Origin of the sequence: Nonomuraea sp. NPDC023979, from assembly GCF_040639085.1 — a bacterium.
Lineage (GTDB): Bacteria > Actinomycetota > Actinomycetes > Streptosporangiales > Streptosporangiaceae > Nonomuraea > Nonomuraea ceibae.
Genome location: NZ_JBEZZG010000002.1, coordinates 470,111 through 491,743 on the forward strand (window position 1 = coordinate 470,111; position 21,633 = coordinate 491,743).

16 protein-coding genes are annotated in these 21,633 nt (G+C 72.1%); 7 read left to right on the forward strand and 9 right to left on the reverse strand.

Going from position 1 to position 21,633, the window contains the following annotated elements; translation table 11 throughout:
* Positions 1-313 precede the first annotated feature (313 nt).
* The 7 genes from AB0G11_RS05490 to AB0G11_RS05520 all read right to left on the reverse strand — a co-directional run bounded on the left by AB0G11_RS05490 (position 314) and on the right by AB0G11_RS05520 (position 13,567).
* A complete protein-coding gene (locus tag AB0G11_RS05490) occupies positions 314-847 on the reverse strand; it encodes a hypothetical protein (RefSeq protein ID WP_219499833.1) in 534 nt (177 codons plus the stop codon).
* The gene (locus AB0G11_RS05495; protein ID WP_219499835.1) at positions 840-1,367 is read right to left on the reverse strand and encodes a hypothetical protein; all 528 of its coding nucleotides are present in this window, start codon (positions 1,365-1,367) and stop codon (positions 840-842) included. The genes AB0G11_RS05490 and AB0G11_RS05495 overlap by 8 nt, the downstream gene beginning before the upstream one ends.
* A 209-nt stretch (positions 1,368-1,576) precedes the next feature.
* Positions 1,577-11,440 (reverse strand): hypothetical protein, encoded by a 9,864-nt coding sequence (locus tag AB0G11_RS05500; RefSeq protein WP_357584122.1) that lies wholly within the window; start codon positions 11,438-11,440, stop codon positions 1,577-1,579.
* 26 nt (positions 11,441-11,466) lie between these two features.
* Complete coding sequence (locus AB0G11_RS05505; RefSeq protein WP_219499838.1) at positions 11,467-11,817, reverse strand: hypothetical protein; 351 nt, start codon at positions 11,815-11,817, stop codon at positions 11,467-11,469.
* The gene (locus tag AB0G11_RS05510) at positions 11,814-12,149 is read right to left on the reverse strand and encodes a YbaB/EbfC family nucleoid-associated protein (protein ID WP_246643772.1); all 336 of its coding nucleotides are present in this window, start codon (positions 12,147-12,149) and stop codon (positions 11,814-11,816) included. Before AB0G11_RS05510 ends, AB0G11_RS05505 begins: the two co-directional genes overlap by 4 nt.
* 153 nt (positions 12,150-12,302) lie before the next feature.
* Positions 12,303-12,698 carry a hypothetical protein gene (locus AB0G11_RS05515; RefSeq protein WP_219499842.1) on the reverse strand — a complete coding sequence of 132 codons (396 nt, stop codon included), beginning with the start codon at positions 12,696-12,698 and terminating at the stop codon, positions 12,303-12,305.
* Complete coding sequence (locus AB0G11_RS05520) at positions 12,695-13,567, reverse strand: SseB family protein (RefSeq protein WP_246643774.1); 873 nt, start codon at positions 13,565-13,567, stop codon at positions 12,695-12,697. Before AB0G11_RS05520 ends, AB0G11_RS05515 begins: the two co-directional genes overlap by 4 nt.
* Before the next feature lie 98 nt (positions 13,568-13,665).
* On the opposite strand from AB0G11_RS05520, the gene eccB reads away from it, so the two are divergent.
* Positions 13,666-15,081, forward strand: a complete 1,416-nt coding sequence (gene eccB / locus AB0G11_RS05525; protein WP_357584124.1) for a type VII secretion protein EccB — start codon at positions 13,666-13,668, stop codon at positions 15,079-15,081.
* Here the strand turns inward: eccB and AB0G11_RS05530 are convergent, their stop codons facing one another.
* Positions 15,082-15,894 (reverse strand): hypothetical protein, encoded by an 813-nt coding sequence (locus AB0G11_RS05530; RefSeq protein ID WP_219499846.1) that lies wholly within the window; start codon positions 15,892-15,894, stop codon positions 15,082-15,084.
* 35 nt (positions 15,895-15,929) lie between these two features.
* Positions 15,930-16,952, reverse strand: a complete 1,023-nt coding sequence (locus AB0G11_RS05535; protein WP_357584126.1) for a hypothetical protein — start codon at positions 16,950-16,952, stop codon at positions 15,930-15,932.
* 343 nt (positions 16,953-17,295) lie between these two features.
* Between AB0G11_RS05535 and AB0G11_RS05540 the strand changes: the two genes are divergently transcribed.
* From AB0G11_RS05540 to AB0G11_RS05565, 6 genes are read left to right on the forward strand one after another with little or no spacing between them, the layout of a single operon-like run.
* The gene (locus AB0G11_RS05540; protein WP_219499852.1) at positions 17,296-17,628 is read left to right on the forward strand and encodes a WXG100 family type VII secretion target; all 333 of its coding nucleotides are present in this window, start codon (positions 17,296-17,298) and stop codon (positions 17,626-17,628) included.
* Between the two features lie 28 nt (positions 17,629-17,656).
* Entirely contained in the window at positions 17,657-17,968 is a 312-nt protein-coding gene (locus AB0G11_RS05545) for a WXG100 family type VII secretion target (RefSeq protein WP_219499854.1), read from the forward strand.
* Between the two features lie 36 nt (positions 17,969-18,004).
* Entirely contained in the window at positions 18,005-18,367 is a 363-nt protein-coding gene (locus tag AB0G11_RS05550; RefSeq protein ID WP_219499856.1) for a hypothetical protein, read from the forward strand.
* The gene (locus tag AB0G11_RS05555; protein WP_357584128.1) at positions 18,367-19,755 is read left to right on the forward strand and encodes a hypothetical protein; all 1,389 of its coding nucleotides are present in this window, start codon (positions 18,367-18,369) and stop codon (positions 19,753-19,755) included. Before AB0G11_RS05550 ends, AB0G11_RS05555 begins: the two co-directional genes overlap by 1 nt.
* Positions 19,752-20,159: a hypothetical protein gene (locus AB0G11_RS05560; RefSeq protein ID WP_357584130.1), complete on the forward strand. Its 408-nt coding sequence runs from the start codon at positions 19,752-19,754 to the stop codon at positions 20,157-20,159. The genes AB0G11_RS05555 and AB0G11_RS05560 overlap by 4 nt, the downstream gene beginning before the upstream one ends.
* Positions 20,160-20,178: 19 nt before the next feature.
* A complete protein-coding gene (locus AB0G11_RS05565) occupies positions 20,179-21,633 on the forward strand; it encodes a hypothetical protein (protein WP_357584132.1) in 1,455 nt (484 codons plus the stop codon).

The window sequence follows — 21,633 nt, forward strand, 5'->3', positions numbered from 1 at the left end:
GGCCCACCCCGTGGACAGCGTGCCGGCGCAGGCCCGTCCACTGACGGGGCGTCGGTCAAGGGGCCGGGGCGCTGGCAGCGCGCACGGGAAGCTCTGCCAATGGCAGCCTCCCGCCAGAAAGCCACACCCGGTGGCAGGGCGTCCAGTGACAGCGTGTCCGGCGGCGGGGCCCGTGGCAGGGGGCAGGGGCAAAGGGCCGTGGCGAAGGACCCGTAGCGGGCGCGAGGCGGAGACCCGAGGCGGAGGCCCGAGGCGGAGGCCCGAGGCGGAGGCCCGAGGCGGAGGGCGGGCGGTGGGGAGGGTGGGAGGCGGGTTACTGGTCGGGGGGTTGGTGGAGGCGTTGGAAGTTGGTGAGGCTGTCGCGGTAGTAGGCGAGGTCGTCCACCAGAGCCTCGTACGTGAAGCGTTCGGGGTTGTCCTCGTACGCCGCTCTGCCCATGTCGGTCCAGAACGCCTCCGGCGGGGGCGGGGTGCCGTCGGAGCGGACGAACTTGAGCGCCTCGGCGACGGCGTCGGCGGCGAAGCGCCAGTCGGCGACGACGTCGTGGTAGCGCTCGTCGACGGTGGTGTCGGCGGAGTAGAGGAGGCCGCCTTCCAGGGCGCGGTCCGCGTACGTGGCGGCGATGAGGACCCATTGGCCCAGGTCGATCAGCTCGGAGAGGCCCAGGCCGAAGGTGGCGTCCTCGAGGCGGGCCTCTTCTTCCGAGACGAAGGGGACGACGATCTCGGCGTCGCCCGCGCGGACGAGCCAGTCGTCGTCCTGCTCGGTGACGACGCGTTCGGCTCCGGGGCTGGTGATGTCGAGGTAGACGTACGCCTCAACCAGGGAGCGGGCGTAGTCAGGCATGCTGGGCCGCCAGGTCGCGGTAGGTGTCGCGGACGATGAGGAGGCGGTCGAGGTGGAAGCGGCCGGGTTCGGCGGCGCGCATCTCCAGGCCGCGCTCGGACCAGAACGCGTCGTCGGGCACCTCGTCCTGGCCGGGCGGGACGAACTTGATGGCCTCGCCGACGGCGGCGGCCGCGATGGACAGGGCGCGGTGGGCTTCGGCCCGGTCGTCGGCGGGCACGTGGCCGGCCGTGAGGTCGGCGACCCAGAGCCATTCGCCGGCGTCGAGGAGTTCGGAGGGCTCGGCGGCGCCGAACGTCGGATAGCCGTCGGGCGGGATCGGGCGTTCCGGCAGGCCGAAGAGGAACTCGCGGCTCGTGCCGCACTCGCCGCAGTCGCCGGCGTAGCGGCTGACCAGCGTGCCGTCGACCGTGGTCAGGCCGCTGTCCCAGGTGGTTTCCGCAGAACCGCACGTCTCGCACGGGTGCAGGTCGAGGTAGAGGTGCGCCTCGTCCCTGGTGCGTGCCACCGCGAATGCCATCGCCGTCCTTTCGTCCCGCGGGTCCCGGTCCCGGGGGTCCCGGGGGTCTCGGTCCCGGGGGTCCCGATCTCGGGGGTCCCGATCTCGGAGGTCCCGGTCTCGGAGGTCCCGGTCCCGGAAGTCCCGATCCCGGAAGTCCCGATCCCGGAAGTCCCGATCCCGGAAGTCCCGATCCCGGGGGTCCCGGTCCCGGAGGTCCCGGGGTCCCATCATGCCGTCGCCACGGGGGTCGGAGCACACTGGCACGGCTCGTCGTCGCGGCAGTCGCATTCCTCCCAGTCCGGGTACCAGCCGGTGACGTTCGTGAGCTTGCGGTAGGGGCGCCACTTCTCGCTGCGGTGGCGTTTGGGCGTGTCCTTCATGAGGGCGATCAGCTCGGCGGCGAGGCTGGGCGGGATCGCGTAGCTGATGTCGGCGCGCGCGGCGAGGGTGAGCAGGGTGTCGATGCGGGCCGAGCGCTCGGCGGGGATGGAGGTGCGGACCTGGCGTGCGGCTTCGGCAAGCTGGGCGACGGCCTGGAAGTGGGCGGCCATCCGGGGGTCGCCGGCCGCCCGGGCCGCCGCCCCGGCCGCGATGGCTGCCGCGGCGCGCTCGCTGACGTCCACCGTGGCGTACGGGTCGAGCTCGATGACCAGGGGGTTGCTCGGCATGTCCCCGGGGGTCCGGGAGCCGTTCGGGGCGGTTGCGGGGGCTTGGGAGCCGTTCGTACCGACTCCGGCGGCCTGGGTGCCGTTCGTACCGACTCCGGGGGCTTGGGTGCCGTTCGCGGAGGCTCCTGAGGCCCGGGTGTCGTTCGGGGAGGCTGCGGGGTCCTGGGTGCCGTTCGGGGTGGGGGCGCCGGGGATGCGGGGGGTTGGGGTCGCGGGGCGGATCTGGAGGTCGGTCGGGGGGCGGCCGGGGATCTCCAGGGTGATCCGGCCGTCGCCGTGGTGGTGGGCGCGGGCGCCGGCGATCGCCGCGCCTCGTTCGACCGCGCGGACGACGGCCGTCAGCGGAAGCGTCGCCAGGCTGACGGGGGCGGGGGCGGGTGCGGTGGTGGCGCCCCAGTTGAGGAGGCTCGCTATCCGGCTGCGGGGTTGGGGGGCGCCGGCCCAGGGCGCCGGGGGCGGGGTGTGGCCGCGGCGGGTGAGGTCGGCGGCGACGGCGTCGATCGCCTGGGCGAGGCGGTCTCGGGTCGGCGTGTCGGTGGCGGCGTGCCACTTGCGGGACAGGTGGGCGTGCTCGTTGAGGCGCGGCGTCAGGCAGTGGTCGACGACCGGCTCGCCACGAGAGGAGAGGGCGGCGAGGAAGGAGCGGACGACGCCCTGGGGCCGGCCGGCGGCGCGGGCGGCGCCGTCCTGGGCGAGGTGGGTGATCTCGTGCACCAGGACGGACGACACGACGTCCGGGTGGAGGCGCGGGGCGAGGACCATGACGTGCGCTTCGTCGGCGGTGGTGCCGGTGCGGAGGTGCGTACGGCCGGTCAGGCCCCGGCCGGGGTCGCCGACGGTCACGCGCACGTGGTGGACGGCGCCGGACGGCAGTTCGACCTGGAGCGTGTCGCCGGACCAGGTGAGGCTGCGGACGGCGCCGCCGAAGTCGGTCAGCGACACGTTCTGGGCCTGGATCTCGGTCAGGGAGAGGTCCTCGGTCCCGTCGGGCCGGGCGGCGGCGTCGAGGGGTGTGGCGGGGAGCTCGGGCGAGGTCACAGAGGTGCCGGGGCCGGACGAGGGTGAGGTGGCGGAGCCGCCGCCGGGCGTGCCGGCCGCGGCGGCCGGGTTCTCCGCGGCGGCTGCCTTGTAGGGGTAGACGGGCTTGGGCTCGGCGGGGCGGTTGTGCCCGTTGTTCTCCAGGGCCTTGAGCACCTGGTCGGTGAACGTGCCCGGGTCCTGCGAGGTGTCGAAGACGGCGCGCAGGTCGAGGCCGGTGCTCTCGGCCAGGGTGAGCACGTCGGGGGGCAGGGTGGCGAACGCCTCGGCGAACCCGCCGTCGAAGGTCTCGCTGCGTACGGAGCCGTCGGGGTGGGCGTAGTAGCGGCGCGGGACCCCGTTCTCGGTCACGGTGACGACGGCGACGGCGCCGCGGTCGCGCGCTTCCAGGCGGGCGTCGGTGAGCTGCGGGATCAGCCCTTGGCGGGTGCCCGTGGCGCGGAACGTCTCGCGGACGGAGGACGGCGGGGCGACGCGGATGCCCGCCTCCATGCGCGCCCGCATCTCGTTGATCTCCTCGCCGAAGAGGGTCACGAAGATCTCGCCGCCGGTGGCGTGCCGCATGGTGACGGCGTCGCCGATGGGGGTGGGCGGGCCGCCGGGCAGGCGGCGTACGTGCTGGAAGGTGAGGTCGTAGTCGACGCGGAGGCGGACGGTGTAGAGCGCCCCGTTGCGGAACTCGCTGCGTTCGACGCGGCCGCCGCTGGTTTCGGTGACGCTTTCCGCGGACTGCTCGCCCAGGGACGCGCCGAGGCCGATCCCCGCCTCGGGGATCATGCCGCCGTTGGCGCCTCCGCTCATAGGGGCGAAGCGGCCGCGGCCCACGGTCACGCTCATGCTGGTCGCCTCGCGGTCGACCTCGCCCTTCTCGCCCGTGAACGGGCCGCTGTAGACCTGCATGTCGGAGGTGTGCGCCTCGATGGTCACGTCGACGCCCTGGTTGCGGGCGCCCTGCCGGCCCAGGGGCACGACCACCTCGCCGCCGGGCCTGGACATGCGCTCGAACACGCTGATCAGCGCGTCCACGGACAGGCGGCTGGTCAGTTCGCCCATGCGCGCGGCCACGGTGGCGCGGCCGACCATCTTCTCCAGTTGGCCGCTGACGACCTCCAGCAGCGTCGGCTTGCCGGCGTCGGTGAACAGCGACTCCGGGAAGTACCCGCGGGGCAGTTCGGCGCGGCGGGGGTCGATGACCGGCGGGGCCTCCGTCACGTTCGCGTCGGCGGGCCGGATCATGCCGGTGGGGATGCGGCGCACCACGACCGCGTCGTACGTGCGCCGTACCTCGCGGGTCTTGCGGCTGACGGCGCCGCTCGCCTTCTGGGCGACCGAGCGGACCTTGCCACCGGGCAGCGGTCTCCGTTCGATCTCGACGACGAGGTCCATCTCCTGCCGCACCCGGTCGAGGCCGCGGAACAGGGAGATGCGCTGGAGCCGCACGATCTGCCGGCTGCGCGTCCCGCCGAAGGATTGCGTGAGGTCGGTCGAGGCGCTGACGCCGCCGGTGTCGGTCTCCTCTTTGCCGCTGAAGTCGACGCCGAAGGCGTGGGAGCCGTTGAACCCTTCGGACTCGGTGACGTCGGTGTAGCGGTAGAACTGCTTGATGGCGCCGGCGGCGTCGGTGTGGCCGATCAGCTCGGCGCGGTCGGCGCCGTGCTTGGGCACCATCCGCACCCTGACCGTGACCTCCTCGGCGACCCCGCTGGCCAGGTCGCCGAGCGCGTTGTAGGTCTTGCTGTAGCCGTTCCGGCTCCACATGTCGTTGACGCGGATCTCGGTGCGGGTGCGGGCGAAGTCGACCGCCACTTCCCTGCGCAGGGTGGGGGCGGCCTTCAGCACCTCGGGCGCGACCTCTTCGAGCATGTTGAGGACTTCGTCGCGGAGCTGTACGCGTTTGCCGCTCTTGTCCTTGGCGGTGAGGGACTCCATGAGGCTGAGTCCCATCCCGTTCTGGTAGGGCCGGGCCAGCACGACTTCGCGGCTCTGCTGGATGAGGTCCCTGGCTCGCGACAGCAGGCGGGCGAGCTGCTTGTGCATGGGCATGCGCCGCTCACGCTGCGGCGTGCTCTGGTTCTGCGTGGACTGGTGCCCGCTGGGCCCGCTCTGCGCCGTCTGCCCCTTGCCCTTGCGCCGCTGCTTGGCTGGCTGCTGCGGTTCGACGACCTTCCTGAGCGCGGTGAGGAGGGCGTGCGGGGTGTGCTGTTCGGCCAGGCCGAGGTCCTCCCCGGCGGCGCGGGCGTCGGCCAGGGCCTTGGTGTAGCGCGTGAGGAGCGCGGTGGCGAGGGTCCGGTCCAGGGTGAGGCTGCCGTTGATGAACCGCTCGACCGCGTCGGCCACGAGGTGCAGCGGCAGGTCGAGGTCGTCGTCGGAGTACAGGAGCAGGGCGTCGTACTCGGGGATCGTCAGCAGGGCGGCGCCGCGGCTGTGGGCCGGGCGGGCGGCCCTGGGCGTGACCCCGTCGGGGACGGTCTCGTTGCCGGTGTACGTGAAGCCGACGTCGGCGCGGATGACGTAGTGCCGGCCGGTCTCGATCGTGAGTTCCTCGGTGCCCCAGATGTCGAGCTGCGAGATCGAGGTGGACGTCGACTTGGAGACGGAGGGGAGCGACAGCTTGCCGCCGTCGTTGGTGGTGCCGCCGTCGTCGTGGTCGGTCCCGCTCGCGGACAGGCTCGTGTTCCGGCTCACGGACCCGCCGTAGCTGACGCCCGCGCTGCCCATGCCGAACTTGATGTCGCCGCTGACGTGGTCGACGACGCCGACCACCTCGGCGGCGCCGTACTCGCCCTTCACGGACAGGGAGGAGCGGGTGGTGGTGCCGCGGGTGCGGATGCCGGTTTCGCTGCCGTACGCGTCGTCCTCCCACTCGCGGTGCCCGGCGAGGTTGCGCATGTTGACCAGGCCCGCGAAGTGGTGGAAGGCGGGCGAGTCGCTGCGCATGGCCCTCGGCAGCACCTCCCGGGCGGCGGCCAGCGCGTTGCCGGGGTCGAGGTGCAGCATCTTGGTCCGCGCCAGCACCTTGGCGGACAGCTTGCCCACCGGCGCCTTCTTCGCGTTCTTCGCGGGCATGAGGTCGGCGGCGATGACGAGCTTGGCCTCGCCCTTGCGGGAGGAGATCTGCTCGCGCTTGCCGTTGTGCTCCAGCTCGACGATCACGCGGTGCCGCATGGTGTACACGCCGACGATGTCGCCGCTCTCGCCCAGCGTCACGATGTTCTGCGTGCCGCCGTGGCTGGAGCCGACGTTCCGGTTGTATCCACGGCTGTAGCTGCCGTTGACCTCGTGGCCGAAGCCGTTCTGGCCCTCCCCGGGTGCGTCGCTCTCGGCGAGCCCGACCTTGCCGGGGTACGTCCTGGACCGGGTGAAGCCGCGCCCGGAGGTGTCGGAGCCGATGTCGAGGTAGACCACCGCCTCCGCGTCGGTGTAGCCGATGTAGGTGAAGTCCTTGAAGTCCTGCTTGAGCTGGATGTGCACGGTGTAGTGCTCGGAGGTGCGGTTGGGGCGGTGCCGTACCAGGTCGAAGTGCAGGCCGTCCTGCGCCGCCTGGTCGTAGCCGGCCTGCATGCGCCGGGCCGACAGCTGGGTGAGGACCTCGCGCAGGTTGTGGATCTGGCTCGCGAGCTCCAGCTCGTTGTCCGAGAACACGAACTCGCCGTTCACGATCTTCGGCACCACGCCGCGCTCGCCGAGGTCGCTCAGGACGTCCTGGGCGACCTCGTCCATCCCGAGGACCTCCTGAACGAGGGCCGGGCCGGCGCCGCGGAGCTGGCCGGGCTGGTCGCCCATCGTGGGGGGCAGCCCGGCCGTGCGGCCTTCGGGCACCTCGGGGATGGGGTCGCCGCGCAGCACCGGGATGCCGTCGGCCCCGATCACCACCTTGCCGTCCTTGCGGAGGAGCGCGCCCTCGTCGACGGGCAGGCCGAACCGGTAGGCGGCCGACTCCTGCATGGCGACCAGCGCGGTGCTGTCGACGTCCGGGAGGGTGACGGGGGCCTGGCCGGGGCGCTCGACGGTGATCGAGTGGACCAGCATGAGCTTGTACGACTGCCGCGGGCCCTTCTTGCGGTGCACGCTCGGGTGGATGGCCTGCTGGTTGGCGGTCGACGAGTGGGAGTGCGAGGCCGATCTTCCGGTTTCGGCCTTGGGGTTGATGGAAGGCTCGAACTCGCCCAGGGGCCCCAGGACGTCGAGGTCCTCAAGCCGGTGGATCTTGAGCTTGGCTGAGGCACTGAGGCCGGTGGAGCCGCCCGCCGACGCCCCGCCGGGGACGTTGGCGAAGTCGATGAGCACCTCCTCCTCCCACTCGTCCGAGCTGGGCTGGCCCACCAGCGGGCTGTCAGGGACCTGGACGATCCTGGTGTCGACCCTGATGCGCACGTCGGTGCGTCCGCCGACGGTGAGAGGCCGCCTGAACCCGCCGTTGACCGCCTCGCGCAGCGCCATCGGCAGCTCGTCGACGAGGGTCGTGCGCAGGTTGTGGTGCGCGATGGAGCCGACCGTGGCGTAGTCGCCGCCGAGGTGGTCGGCGACCATGTCGAGGGCGCCTTCGAGACCGGTCATGCCGGTGACGGTGACGTTCCGGAGCTCGGGGTCGCGCTTGTCGGGGTCGATCCTGGTGACGTTCCGGGGCGGCGGCTCGACGTGCGGGTGCGTGAACCACACCCGCTGGCCGGCGGCGTCGGCGGGAGCGCCGGAGCTCACGGTGACGCGGCCCTCCCAGGTGCGCGAGCCGGGCACGCGGATCTCCGCCGTCCAGGTGGCCGTGCCCTCGTACAGCATCGACTCGCTGCGGTTGTCGACGACGGAGCCCGACTGGAAGGCGGGGCCGGCGCCGCCGGTGACGCTCGTGCTGCGGCCGGCGTTGACGCCGAATCCCGCACCGAGGAACTGGTTGGCCATCTGCAGGAACGAGTCCTCGGGCAGCATCGGCGTCAGGATGCCGGTGTCGAAGTTCGGCGCCAGGCCGCCGCTGTTGGCCGCGGTGCCGTTGACCGTCCGGCCGCCCAGGACGAACATGCCGACCATGATCTCCGAGGCGATCACGGACGGCTCGAACACCTCGACGAGGTCGCCGAGCGTGAGCTTGAGCCGCACCTCGGCCGCGTCCTTGCCGACACCGGGCCGCAGCACGAGGCCGTCCTCGCTCAGCACCTTGTGGAAGTTCTGCCGGATCGCGGTCTCGAGCTCGTTGATGGTGTAGCGGTGGCTGACGCCCTTGCCCTCCAGCAGCTCGTTGACCGCCTCGGTGAGCTTGGTCAGGTGGGCGATCCGGGACGTGGGCATCGCGGTGGTCCGGCTGACGGCGGCCGGCTGGGCGGCGGCGCGGGCGACCAGGTAGGCCCGGTGGGCCTGCCTGGCCTTCGCCAGGTTCTCCTGGCTGGGATCCACCCGCAGCGTCCGGTACGCGCGCTCGGCCGCCTGGGCGGCGGTCCGCGTCCTCTCGTAACGCTCGGCCATCCGCAGGTGCCTGGCCTCCTTGGCCCGGTGGCTCTGCGCCTCGGCCAGGGCCTTGCGCACGCGCACCTGCTTGCCCTGGTCGCGCTGCTTACGGGCCTTCTTCGCCGCCTCGGCGGACTCCTTGGCCTTGTTCCGCGCCTCCTGGGCGGTCTTCTTCTTGGACGCGACCTGCTGCGTCAGGTTGTCCTCCGCCTGGTGGAAGAAGTCGACCAGGCGGCGGATCTCCAGGAGGTCGGGGGTGCCGTCGGGGACGCCGGGCACGCGCGGCGGCTGCTCGGCCGGGGTGGGCGTGAAGGGCAGCGGGGGCGCGGCGTGGCCGCGCGTGGCCAGGTCGGCCATCACCCCGTCGATGTCGGCGACGAGCCTCCGCTGCTCTCGGGAGTTGGTGGCCTGCTGCCACTGCTCGACGAGGTAGCCGAGCTCGTTCATCCGGGCGGCCACGCACAGGTCCTGCGTCTCGCGCATCCTGCCGCGTGACAGCATCCGGCGCACCACCCCCTGCTTCTCCGGAGCATGCAGGTGGTGCAGGGTGTCGGTGATCTCGTGCAGCATGGTGCGCGCCACCTGGTCGGCGGCCATGCCTCGGGCGAGGTGGACGACGTGCGCCTCGGCGCTGCTGGTTCCGGCGTTGACCTCGGTGCGGCCCATGAGGGACGCGTCGAGGCGGCCGATCACCGTGCGGAAGTGGTGGATGCCCTGGCGGGTGCGCACGAGCAGCGTGGAGCCGTCGGCGGACCAGCTCCAGCCCGTGACGCCCTCGGTGCGGAAGTGGTGGGGGCGCAGCGCGTCCACGCCCGCCTTCACCTCGGCGTCGGTCAGCGTGGTGCCGTCCGTGCGGCCGTCCGGGACGAAGCGGGTGCCGGGCAGGGCGCGCGAGGTGACGGTGCCGGGCTTGCTCCGGGTGGGGCGTGCCGCCTGGGGCCCGTCCTCGTTCGTACGGGCTTGCGGGGCGGTGTCGATGCTGGGCCTGCTCGCGGCCTGGACCAGGAGCAGGGTCGCGTCCATGCGCAGGCGGGCCTGGTCGACGCCCTGCGCGGCGCGCTCCTCCAGGGCGGTCCGCACGGCGTTCACCGTGGAGGCGGGGATCACCAGCTCGCTGTCGTCCTTGCTGAGGACCAGGTCGCCGCCTCGGGTGGCGAGCATGGTGGGGAAGCTCGTCTCGGCCGCGTCCAGCAGGGCGGTGTGCGCGCCGGTGACGTGCGCGGGCGCGTTGGCGGGGGCCGGAATCGCGTCCTTGACCGGCACCCGCTCCTCGGCGGCGGGCGCGGCCTCCGGGGTGGAGGCGGGGTCCGGGGCGGGGGCCTCGTCGGGAGTGGGCGCCGCGTCGGGAGCGAGGGCTTCGTCTGGGGCGGGGGCCGCGTCAGGGGCGGGGGTCGTGTCGTCGGTGGACGCCGGAGCCGCAGCGGAGTTGGTCGAGGCGGTCGGGGCCGGGGTCGCGGTGGGCGCCGGGGCCGCGTTCGCGGCGGGCTCCTGCTGCCGCTCCTCCTCCCGGTCCTCGTCGGGGGCGGGCTGCGAGGAGCGGGTACGGGAGTCGGCGTCGGGCGTGGCGGGCCCGCGGCGGCCCGCCGCGTTGTCGTCCTGCGAGCGGTTGGTCCGCGTGTCGGTGTCGGAGCCGGAGGAGCGGGCGCCGTCCGAGGCGGACGACCCGGCCGGGGCGCCGCCCCGCGTGGTGGTGGAGTTCGGCGCTGAGGGCGCGGGCCCGGCCGGGGCGGGGCCGGCGGGGCCGTTGGCGGGCCCGTTGGACGACGTGGTGTTGCTGCCGGGGTCGCCCCCGGGCGGGGTGCCGCCGGAGCGGGCCGCGTCGGAGCGGGCGGCGGCGTCCTGCGCGGACGCCAGGGCGCTGGTCGGGTGGGTCAGTGCGGACAGGACGTCCGGGTTGAACGGGCTGATGGTGCCGGTGCGGCCGACGCCGCCGAGGAACCCGCCCATCATCGCCTCGGCGGTGAACGGGTTCTCCATCCGCCCGTAGACGGCGGCGTTGGCGACGAAGCTGCCGAGCGGCGAGGCGATCATGTTGTTGAGGCCGGTGTTGAGCGCCCTCCCGGCGAAGCCGCCCACGCGCCGGGTGACGCGGGAGAGGGGCCCGGCGACCTTCGTGCCGATCCACGCGCCGGCTCCGGCGCCGATCAGCGAGGCCTTGAACCGCGCCCAGTCGAAGAACTTGCGGGTGCCCTTGTCGATCTGGATCCGCTGGGTGAACCAGTCGATGAAGCCCTCTTCGCCCATCTCCTCGGTGAGCTCGCGGCCGAGGGGGCTGGCCAGCAGCCGGGCGAGCACGATCTTGCCGGTGGCCCCGCTGAGCGTCGTGACCCGGCCGAGCTGTCCGGCGGCGGCCTTGCGCCCGCCGACGGCGGCCAGGCGGGCCAGGATGCGGCTGACGGCCGCGCGGCAGGCCGCCGAGTACGGCCCGATCAGCCGGGCGCCGGACCCGGCGGTGAAGAACGAGACGTAGACCGCGATGGCGATGGCGACGACCGTGATCCAGAAGGCGACGTTGATCGAGATCTTGGAGTACTGGGTCTCGACAGCGAAGTCGCTCGCGTGGGAGGCGTGGCCGCAGCAGTTCTTGTGCACGCCGGCCAGCCCGGCGCTCTCGCCGTACAGGAACTTGGCCCGGTTGACGAACTCGGCGGTCGGCGGCGCGTACATGCCGTCGACGATGGTGCGCGCGGCGGTGCCGGCGGCGACGGCGTGCTTGTCGGTGCCCTCGGCCAGCTTCTCGTACGCGACGGCCAGCGCCGACATGCCCTTCTCGCTGGCCCTCGGCCACATCTGGCCGGCCGACAGCATGGGCAGCAGGAAGTAGTTCAGCCAGTCGGGGAAGACCTCGGTCTCCCACACGGGCTGGGTGTCCCGGTCGATCCGCACCGCGATGTGCTGGGCGGGCAGGCCGCTGGGCCCCTGGACGTGGACGTTGCCACCAGTCGTCACGGATGTTCCCGTTCAGTCCGTCGCCCTCACACCTCCGCGATCATCGCTTTTTGGCGGCGCAGGTCGGCCGCCATGTCGGCGTGCGCCTGGAGGGTGTTGTCGACGACGATGCGGACGGCGTCACCGGCGTCGGCGATCTCCTTGAGGAGCTTCTTGCACTTGGTGATCGTCTCGGGTCCGCCGTTGACGCCCACGTGAGAGGTGAGGAAGGCCTTGCCTTCGGTGCCGGTGCCCCACGGCTGGGCGTCCAGGCACTTCTGCACCTCGGCGATCAGGTCGGCGCACTCGCGCTCCTGGTCGCCGGCCATCGTCTTCCACTCGGTGATGCCGCGGTCGACGACGGACTTGACGACGGAGGACTCGTCCCACATGTTCATCGGGCCTCTCCCTCCTCACCCGCGAACACCTGGAAGATCGCCTCGACGTCGCCGTCGATGTGGGCCCGCATCTGCTCGGGCGGCACGACGGGCGCGAAGATCTCCACGATGCTCTCGCGCAGCCGCGCCTCGGCCCGGCGGGTGGTCTCCACGATGGTGTCGGCCAGGTGGCGGGCGTCGGGGCGGCGGTAGACGCGGGGGTCGAGGTCGAGGCCGACGAGCTCACCCCGGGAGCCGACGGTCACGCTGACGAGGCCGTCGGGCGACTTCTCGGTCACGCGCAGCTCCTTGGCCCGCGTGTGCAGCTCCATGCCCTCGTCCTGCAAGCGCATGAACATCGTCCTGAGTTCGTCGGCGTATGCCTGCATCCCCGCAGCCGAGCGGCTCGCTGCCTCCATGACACTCCCACCCAATAGCGCCACATGCGACACATCGCACTGTATGGATAGTTTCTGTCACATGAATACCAAGTAACAAGAGCCCGGCTAGACAATCTCGTCGAGGGGCACGGCCTCCTCACGAAGATCGGCCGCCTCGGCGCGCGGCACCCAGCGGCGGTAGACGCCCCGTTCGATCCGGTCCAGCCCCAGCTCGACGGCCCGGGGCGCGGACGCGCCCGCGTACTCCAGCAGCAGCTCGCCGTCGCGTTCGGCGTGCACGTGGAACGGCTCGCCGCGCCACTCGCACACGGTGATGACGAAGTGCAGCGCCTCGCACTCCTCCGCCGGCACCGGCAGCACGTGGCAGCCGGGCTCCACCTCCTCGAACCCCTCTCGCGGCTCGGCGCTGCGCAGCCTGATCCACAGTTCGAGCGAGTGCGGCTCCGGGCTGGCCTCGAAGTCCTCGCCCTGCCAGCGCGCGCGGTAGTGGTGCCAGCTCACGGCGTCACCGCCACCGTCAGCAGCCAGCGCCGCAGGTCGCCGTGGTAGAGCGCGCGCCGGTGCTCGGTGCCGGCGTCGGTCAGCTCCCAGATCTCCGCGCCGTGCGGCAGCCCGACGCCGTAGATCTTGTACTCGCGCACGAGCAGCTCGGGGTTGGGCACCAGGCCCATCCCGGCGAACGGCGGCTCCTCGACGACCCAGCCCGCCACCGCGTCACGTCCCTCCTCGTCGAGGCCGCCGTACGGGGTGCGGTAGAGGTTGAGGCCGGCCGGACGCCAGCGCAGCAGGTTGAGCGAGCCCTCGGGCGTCAGCTTGTCCGTCGCGCCGAGCGCTTCGGCGAGCACGGTGGGCGTGGCGATGTGCGAGACGTCCAGGGCGTGGTGGCAGTAGCCCGACACCCGCGAGCTGTTGCCGGTCAGCAGGTCGTCCAGGTCGCCCGGGCCGAGCACCTTCTGCATGACGGGCACGCCCGACCCCGGCGCGATCAGGAGGTCCTGGGCGAGCGTGGGCACGGCCAGCCGGGCCACGGTGCCCGACTCCAGCGGGAACCACACCGGCAGGCCCGCGTTGACCGCCAGCCCCCAGCGCGGGTCGGGCCAGGCGGCGGCCATCTCGGGGAGCGAGCTGACCCGCCAGTGCTCGGTGGCGACGCCGGCCGCCCGCATGGCCTCGACGGAGGTGTAGGCGAGCATCCACACGCGGTCGGGGCCGGTGTAGGTGGCCCACCGGGGCGGTTCGGCGCCGGCCGCCGCGGCGGCGGAGATCGGCAGCGCGAAGTCGGCGTCGCGCAGGAGGCTCAGGCACAGGTCGATCCGGCCGGCCTCGTGCGCCGCCCAGAGCTGTTCCTCGAAAGGGCTGGCTGGTTCCACGGAGGTCACAGTAATCGGCGGGAGTGAGGTGCGACGCCTGTGTGCAAGCTGGGATATTGGAGACCAAAGGTACCGATGAGGGGATACGCGGGCCCAGCATGCAGACCAACAAGGATCTCCACCAAGCTCACCGGCTGATGCAGCAGCGGCTCGGCATGGCGCTGCTGCAGGGCGAGCCTGACGTTCCGGAGTCCCCCATGCGCCGCCAGAACGTGGCCACGTTCAGCGGCATCCTCGTGGGCGTGCTGGTGCTGGCCGTGTTCGGCATCTGGGGGCTGGTGAGCCCGGGCAACGCCACCAAGCTCACCGACCCGGGGCAGCTCCTCATCGAGGAGGAGAGCGGCGCCGCGTACGTCTACAGCCAGCAGCAGCGGCGGCTGCTGCCGGTGGCGAACTACGCCTCGGCCCGGCTCATCCTCGGCTCCGGCGAGGTCACCACCCGCAGCGTGACCTCGGCCTCGCTGGCCGACTTCGCGCGCGGGCCGATGGTCGGCATCTCGGGCGCCCCCGACTCGCTGCCGGTGCGGGAGAAGCTCGTCAAGGCGCCCTGGTCGGTGTGCGTGGTCGACGGCCCCGCCGGCTCGGGCGGGCAGAAGTCGTACACGACGCTCGTGGGCGGCAAGGACGTCGGCGGGCGGCCGGTCGGCGGCGACGCCCTGGTCGTCACCGACGGCCGGCAGAACTGGGTGATCTGGAACAACCGCCGCATGCGGGTGGCCGCGCACGGCGTGCGCGCGCTCGACGCCCAGCCCAGGAAGGTGCCCCCGGCCTGGCTCAACGCGCTGCCCGTCGGCCGCGACTTCGACGGCCCCGACGTGCCCTACCGCGGCCGGAAGGTGCGCTCGGGCGGCAAGGTCACCGCCGCGGTCGGCCAGGTGTTCACGGTCCCGGCCGCGCAGGGCACGGCCGCCCGCTGGTACGTGCTGTACCCCGACGGGCTGGCGCAGATCTCCGCCGTGCAGGCCAGGCTCCTGCTGGAGGACCCGGCCAGCAAGAAGGCGTACGGGAACAGGGCCGCCAGGGAGATCCCCATCGACGCCGCGTCGGCCAACGCGTCACCGTCGAAGAAGACCGTGCTCGACCCGACCCTGCCCGCGACCATGCCGCGCGCGATCAACGTGCCCGCCACCGTGCCGCTCTGCCTCGTCCACGCCGACACGCAGGCCGGCTCGGTGAAGGCGAAGGTGACGGTCGGCAGCACGATGACGATCCCGGCGCCGCCGACCCCCGGCAACCAGGACCGCTTCGACCAGGTTCTGCTCCCGCCGGGGAGCGCGGTGGTCGCCGGGCTGCTGCCCGGCGAGGGGCAGCTCGGCGCGGTGAACGCCTCGCTGTCGCTGATCACCGACCAGGGCATCCGCTACCCGGTGCCGTCGGCCGAGGTGCTCGGCAGGCTCGGCTACGACGCGGCCGACGTGGCGCCGGTGCCGGCGAGCCTCATGCACGGCATCCCCCAGGGACCGCCGCTGGACCCGGCGGCCGCGCTCACGCCCGTGGGCGCGGCCGCGGGCTGATCAGAAGCCGAAGTCCGGCATGGGGGACTCGATCTTGCCCGGGTCGAGCTCCGCCTGCGGGTTGTCGGTCAGGTCGGACTTGGCGGCGTCCCAGAGGACGCTGGCCTCCATCAGGTTCGGCTTCTCCGAGGGAAGGGCCTGCAGGCCGGGCAGGTCCTGGGAGAACTGGTTGTAGCCGACGGCCAGGGCGCCGAAGATGAGCGTGGCCTTGTAGATGAGCTTCCGGTGCTTGGTCATGATCCCCTGCAGCATGAAGTGCAACCGCGCGACGATGCTGATCGCGGTCGCCTCCGCCGTCGCGTTGGCCGGGGGCGGCGTCGGCCGCATGATCGCCACATAGCCCGCCAGCGCCAGCAGGATCACCCCGATGGCGTCACAGACCAGCGTCAGGACGTGGTAGCACGCGGCTGAGCACTTGAGCGCGTTGCCGGCGGACACCCGGTTCTGGTCCAGCTTGGCCAGGTGCCCGTCGAGCACGTTGATCTTCTCGGTGAACGACGTGTACGCCCGGCCCTCCCAGCCCTCGTTCTCGCCGATCTCCTTGCCCAGCCGCTTCAGCTCGGCCCGCACGTAGGCCAGGTCGGTGACCCCGTTCGCGTGCGCGCTCCGCCCGTCGGGGACCTGCTTGCTGCCGGCTGCCACGGGCCCCACCACCGCCGGCCCCACGTCCACAGGGGTCTTGTCGAGCCACTGGTCGCCCCCCCGATCCTGCTCGGCGGGATCGGAGATGAGCAGGGACATCAACATCCCGATCGGGCGGGCGTACGGCAGGATCACCGAGGCGGCGCCCACGGCGGCCACGGCCGAGATCATGAGCCTGTGATCGTTTTCGTAGGCCATCAGCTCAGCTACCCTTCTCCACCGATCACTGCCGGCGCGATGTCCTCGTCGTCTCCCCAGACGCCCTCGTCCTCGGGAAGCAGCGGGCCCTTCTCGCGGTCCTGCTCGTCGCGGGACGGCGCGGCGCCGCCTCCCATGGGCGGCGGGTAGAGGGGCATCCCGGTGTTGAGCGCGCGGGCGATGCTGCCCGGCCCGCCCGGGAGCCCGCCCGAGCCGCCCGAGGACATGCCCGAGCTGAAGCCCTCCGGAAAGCCGGAGCCCGTGCGGGGCATCGCGGCGCGCGGGTCGGGGCCGCCGGACAGGTTCGGCAGGCCGGCGTTGGGGAGGCCGGAGTTGGGCAGGCCGGGCACGCGCGGGTCGGCGCCGGCCAGGTCGGTGCCCGTGGGCTGGTTCAGCCCGTTCAGGTCGGGCGGGTTCCCGCCGCCGGGGTCGGGCTGCTGCGGGAGGTTCATGTCGGGCCGGTCCGGCATGTCGGGGCCCGGCCGTTCGAGGTCGTCCAGGTCGTCGGGCTTCAGGCCGTCGTCCGGCTTCTTGATGTCATCGAGGCCGTCCTTGTCCAGGCCGTCGAGAGCATCCTTGTTCAGGTCGTCGAGAGCGTCCTTGTCCAGGCCGTCGAGGGCGTCCTTGTTCAGGTCGTCCGGCTTCTTCAGGCCGTCCAGGGGATCCATGCCGCCGGGGCCGAGGCCCGACGGCAGGTCGCCGGCCCCGCCCATGGGCTTCATGCCCCCGCCGGGCAGCTTGAACTCGTCGTCCTTCGGCTTGGGCGGCTTGCTGGCCTTGTCGGCCGTCTCGCCGTTGTCGGCGGCGGTGTTGATCGCGGTCCGCCACGACTCCAGGACCTCTTTGCCCTGCTTGAGGGCGTCCGCGGCGTGGTCGCGAACCGCGCGGTGGGCGACGTTGAGCCCGCCGCCGATGACCCCGAAGGAGAACTCCGTGATGTCGATGGCCCGCGTCTTGCTGCTCATCTCGGTCAGGTCCTGACCGAAGCTCGCCACGTTGGTGCCCATGTCCCGGACACGGGTGTACTGCATGACGAACTTGGGGTCATTGGTCCTGGGGTGGAGCCCCGCGCCACCCAGCCCTTGCAGAGTCTCCGAGAAGGAATCCGGTTCAGCCACAAGCCCCCCTTGTCACATCGCCCCCATACGCTACGCCAGCCCCGCAGGTCCGTACAGCTTTTCGGGCAAGAGCCCCATCTCCCCAGTCATGGCCCCAAACGTGCACGTCCTGCGAATACACCACGAATCCACCTGACGGATATGGGATTTTCACTTGATCATGTGCGACTCTAGGGACGATAGTTCTCTAATGTGACCAAGGGGCCGACACCAGATTGACGCCCCAAGTCAGCCGAACTGGTAAGGGAGGGACACTGTGGGCGCCGAGCCGCAGACCCAAGTAAGCGCGTCCGACCTCATCGCGGCCGTCAACCTCATCGAGGAGGCCGCCACCCGGCTGCGCACCGTCCAGCGGAACCTCGACACGGCGGGCGCCGAGCTCAAGGTCTCCTGGGCCGGACAGTCGGAGGCCGCCTTTTCCGCCGTCCTCATCAAGTGGCACGAGCGGATGGACGTCGTCCTCCAGAGCCTGCAGCGGCTGGCCGCGAACATCGGGACGACCAACAAGAACGTCGCCGCCTTCAACGAAGAGCGCCAGCAGGCGATGAACCACATCGCGAACCTCATCAGCGCTCAGCCGCCCCGCTGACCCCCTACTCACAGAACTGGAGGCCGCGATGGCCGCAGAAGACGCTTTCGACAGGACCCTTGTCAACTACGCGGGCCTCGGCCGCGGCGAGGAGGCCTTCGCCAAGGCGCACAACGAGATGGTCACCGTGCTCGACGAGCTGGAGACCGCGCTGCTGCAGAAGAGCGCGATCTGGCAGGGTGCGGCCAAGACCGTGTTCGACGAGGTCCGGCAGGTGTGGAACCGCGAGGCGAACGACATGTCGCAGTTCGTGGACCTGCTGAAGAGCAACATCGACATCACGAAGATGAACATGCACGAGGTCGACATGATCAACTCCAAGATCTTCGACGGCAGGTAGGAGCCGACGGCCGCTGGCTGACACCGGAGGGAAAGCATGGGCACCGACCGCGGTGGCGTGAACCTGAGTAGAAGTGCGATCAAGGCCGCCAGGACCGACCTGATCGAAGCCCTCGCACTGTTGCGTCCCGAACGCGGAAAAGGCGAGGTCCAGCCCGTGCTGGCCGAGGGCGGGGCGGTCGTCAGGCTCAGTTCCGACGACAAGGCCCTCACCGGACCGTGGACGGCGGCCATGGCATTCCAGAACAGCACGACCCGGGGCATCGGCGCCGTCAAGCTGTCGTACGACAACATCACGACGCAGGTGGAGAGCATGATCGAGCTGCTCACCCAGGCGTTGCGCGGCTACGACAACGCCGAACAGGCCGGTGAGGGCGCGAAGCGGACGGCCGAGGCCTGATGGTCGACTACCAGAGCGAGATCCAGTACCAGTTCGTGCCCTCCGAGGAGGAGATCACCACGCTGGAGGCGCTGCGCGAGGCGCTCAACGGCAACAAGCCGGAACTGCTGCGCGAGGCGGCCACCGAGTTCTACACGGCCAAGGATCGGCTGGACAACCTGGTCGGCGTGCTCGACAAGCACATGCGCACGCTGGAGACGAGCTGGACCGACAGCGAGGACTCCAAGGTGGTGCGCACGGCGCTGCGCCGGCTGCGCGAGTCCGCCGCCGACGTGTCGCGCACGATCAGCGAGCACCCGCAACAGCTCTGCCCCGTCAACCCGTCCGGCATCGCGCCCGCGCTGAACATGCACGCGGCCACGCTGGAGCGGTTCAGGGGCGAGGCCATCCCGGACAACGCCGACAACCCGTCGGTCCTCGAACGGGGTGTCCAGGGCGGCCAGATCGGCCTGAAGTTCGGCGGCCCCCAAGGCGGCATCATCGGCACCGGCGGCGGACTGGTCTACGGCCTCGGCGAGAAGCTGTTCGGCGAGTCCGAGGCGGAGAAGAACATGAAGCGGGCCAAGAAGCATCTGCGCGAGCTGACCGAGGCCACCGCGATCAACAACAACGTCTTCCCGGCACACCTGCGGACCGAGATCCCGCAGTTCGACAATCTGACCACTGACGCGCCGGTCGTCCCGTTCAACCAGGCCAGGCTGCCGGGCGGCGGCCTGCCCAACGGGATGAACCAGCCCTTCGACCCGTCGGGGCTGGGCCCGGACGGGCTGGGGGGCCCCGGCCAGGACGGCCTGTTCGACCCCGGGCAGCACCAGATCCCCGGGATCGGCGACAACCTGCCGGGTGAATCCTTCCCCGGCGGATCCGTGCCCGGCGCTCCCGGCTTCCCCGGCGACGGCTCCGGCCTGCCCGGCGGCCCCGGCCTGCCCGGCAGCGGCGTGAACTCCGGGTCCTCGACCGTGAACGCCGGGCTCCCGAACGGCCCCCAGATCCCCGGCGCGGACGTCGGCGTCGGCGACGGCAACGGCCTGGGCGCGAACGACGCGAACACCTCGCTGGCCGGCATCGGCGACCGGAACCTGCCCGGCTACCCGAACAACGCCAACGGTCTGCCCGGCACCGGCTACCCGTCCGGCCAGAACGGCGGCATCGGCTCCGCCTACGGAGGCGGCGCCGGCCCGGCCGGCGCCGCGAGCACGGCGGGGATGCGCGGCCTCGGCAACGGCTCCCCGATGTTCCCGATGATCCCGCCCGGCGGCGCCGCCGCTGGCCAGGACCGCCAGGAGCGCGAACGGACCACGTACCTGCTCGGGGACGAGGACGACTTCCGCAGTGACGTGCCGACGACGAACCACCTCATCGACGGGAAAGGCAAGGCGAAGGCATGAGTGATCCGGATGGCGGGCAGTCGCCGTCGCTGGAGCTCGCCCCCAACTTCCCCGGCATGGAGCCCGACGGGCGGGGTCCGGACATCAAGCACGACGAGGTCAGGTCCGTGCTCTCGCGGCTGCGCAGGGAGCTGGAGACGCTGCGCGGCAACGCGCCGGCCTCGATGAGCGCCACCTGGAGCGGGCCGGGCACGGTCGGCAACGTGGCCGGGCTGAGCAACGTCGGGTCCGCCGAGACCGGCCCGTGGGAGGTGGCCTCCGGCTTCGGCGTCAACACCGCCAAGGCGTACGAGGTCTTCAGCGGCAGCTATTCCGAGTTCCTCGACTGCATCGAGGAGTGGGCGTTGGCCGTCGAGAAGGCCATTGACAACTACGAACGCGGTCACCTCGACAGCAGTGCGTGAGAATCGGCAGGGATGATCGATGGGCGATGCGTGGAAGCCGATCCGGGTCAAGGCTGACCTCGGTCCGGTCGAGCCCGGCTCCGAGGTCAGCAGGGACACGGTCGCGGGCTGGCTGAGCAAGGCCGACCCCGAGGCTGTCGACCGGGCCGGGGAGAGCTACATCGAGGCGGGCAAGCTCCTGCTGGGCGAGGCCGGCGTGCAGAGCGCCATCCTGAAGGCCGCCGAGGAGCTGAACGAGGTGTGGCACGGCGACAACGCCAGCCAGACCGTCCTGGGCGCGCTGCGCCTGCTGCACGCGAGCGCGGGCGCGCTGGGCAAGGCCATGAACGACACCGGCGGCCCGATGCGCACGTACGCCCAGCACATCAGGGAGTATCAGGCCAGCGTCACCGCGCTGCCGGCCACCGCCGAGCAGAACGCCGGGACGGGCGGCTCCAGCACCGGCGGGTCGAGCGGCGGCAGCAGCGGCGGATCGAGCGGCGGAACCGGCGACGGCGGTGGCAGCAGCGGCGGAACCGGCGGCTCGTCGTTCAACGAGGGCGCCGGCGGCGGGATGACCGGCGACCCGTCGCAGAACCGCAACAACTTCGACCCGGACGAGGAAGCCAGAAGGCAGCTCGCCGAGCTCAACCGGAAGATCACCGAGGTCAACTCCCGCATCGCCGAGGGCCTGGCCTTCGAGCTTCCGGAGATCACCCCGCTGGAGGTGAACCTCACCAAGCAGGCGCCTCTGGACCCCGGCAGCGGGACCCGTACCCCGTCCGGCACGACCGTGCACTGGAACGGCGGCGGCGGCAACGACGGTGGCGGCGGCGGTTTCGGTTCGGGCTCCGGGAGCGGCCAGGGGTCCTCGTCCGGCGGCGGCCCGCAGGGCGGCGACCAGCCGGGCGGCTCCCCCACGTCCCCGCGGGACACGACCGGCCCCGGCGACGGCGCCGGGCCCACCGACCCGGGCAAGGGCCCGGGCCCGGACGGCGACCAGGGCTCGGGCGGCCCCGACGGCCAGCAGCCGGGCCCCGGCGACACCCCTGGGCAGCAGCAGCCGGAACAGCAGCAGCCCACCGCTCCCCAGGGCCAGGAGGGCGAGCAGGAGCCCGCTCCCCCGGTGATCGGCGGCGAGCCCCGGACCGAGCTGGCCGAGACCCCCACCACGCCGTCCCCGCACGGCACCACCACGCCGAACCTGCTCACGCACACGCCCACCACGCCGACGCCGACCGCCACCGTCAACCCCATCGGCAGCCAGCAGGGCCCCGGCATGTGGTACGGCACGGGCGGTTCGGCGGCGACGGCGAGCCCTGCCGTGCTGCGCGGCGGCCCGGCGGCCACGGGTCACGGCTTCATGGGCTTCCCGCCCGGCGGGATGGCCGGAGCGGGCGGCAACGAGGGCCAGGAGCGCAACCGGGAGTTCTACGAGCCCGAGGGCCACGTCTTCGCCCCCGCCCAGGAGGCGGGGCCGGAGAGACTGGGCTGA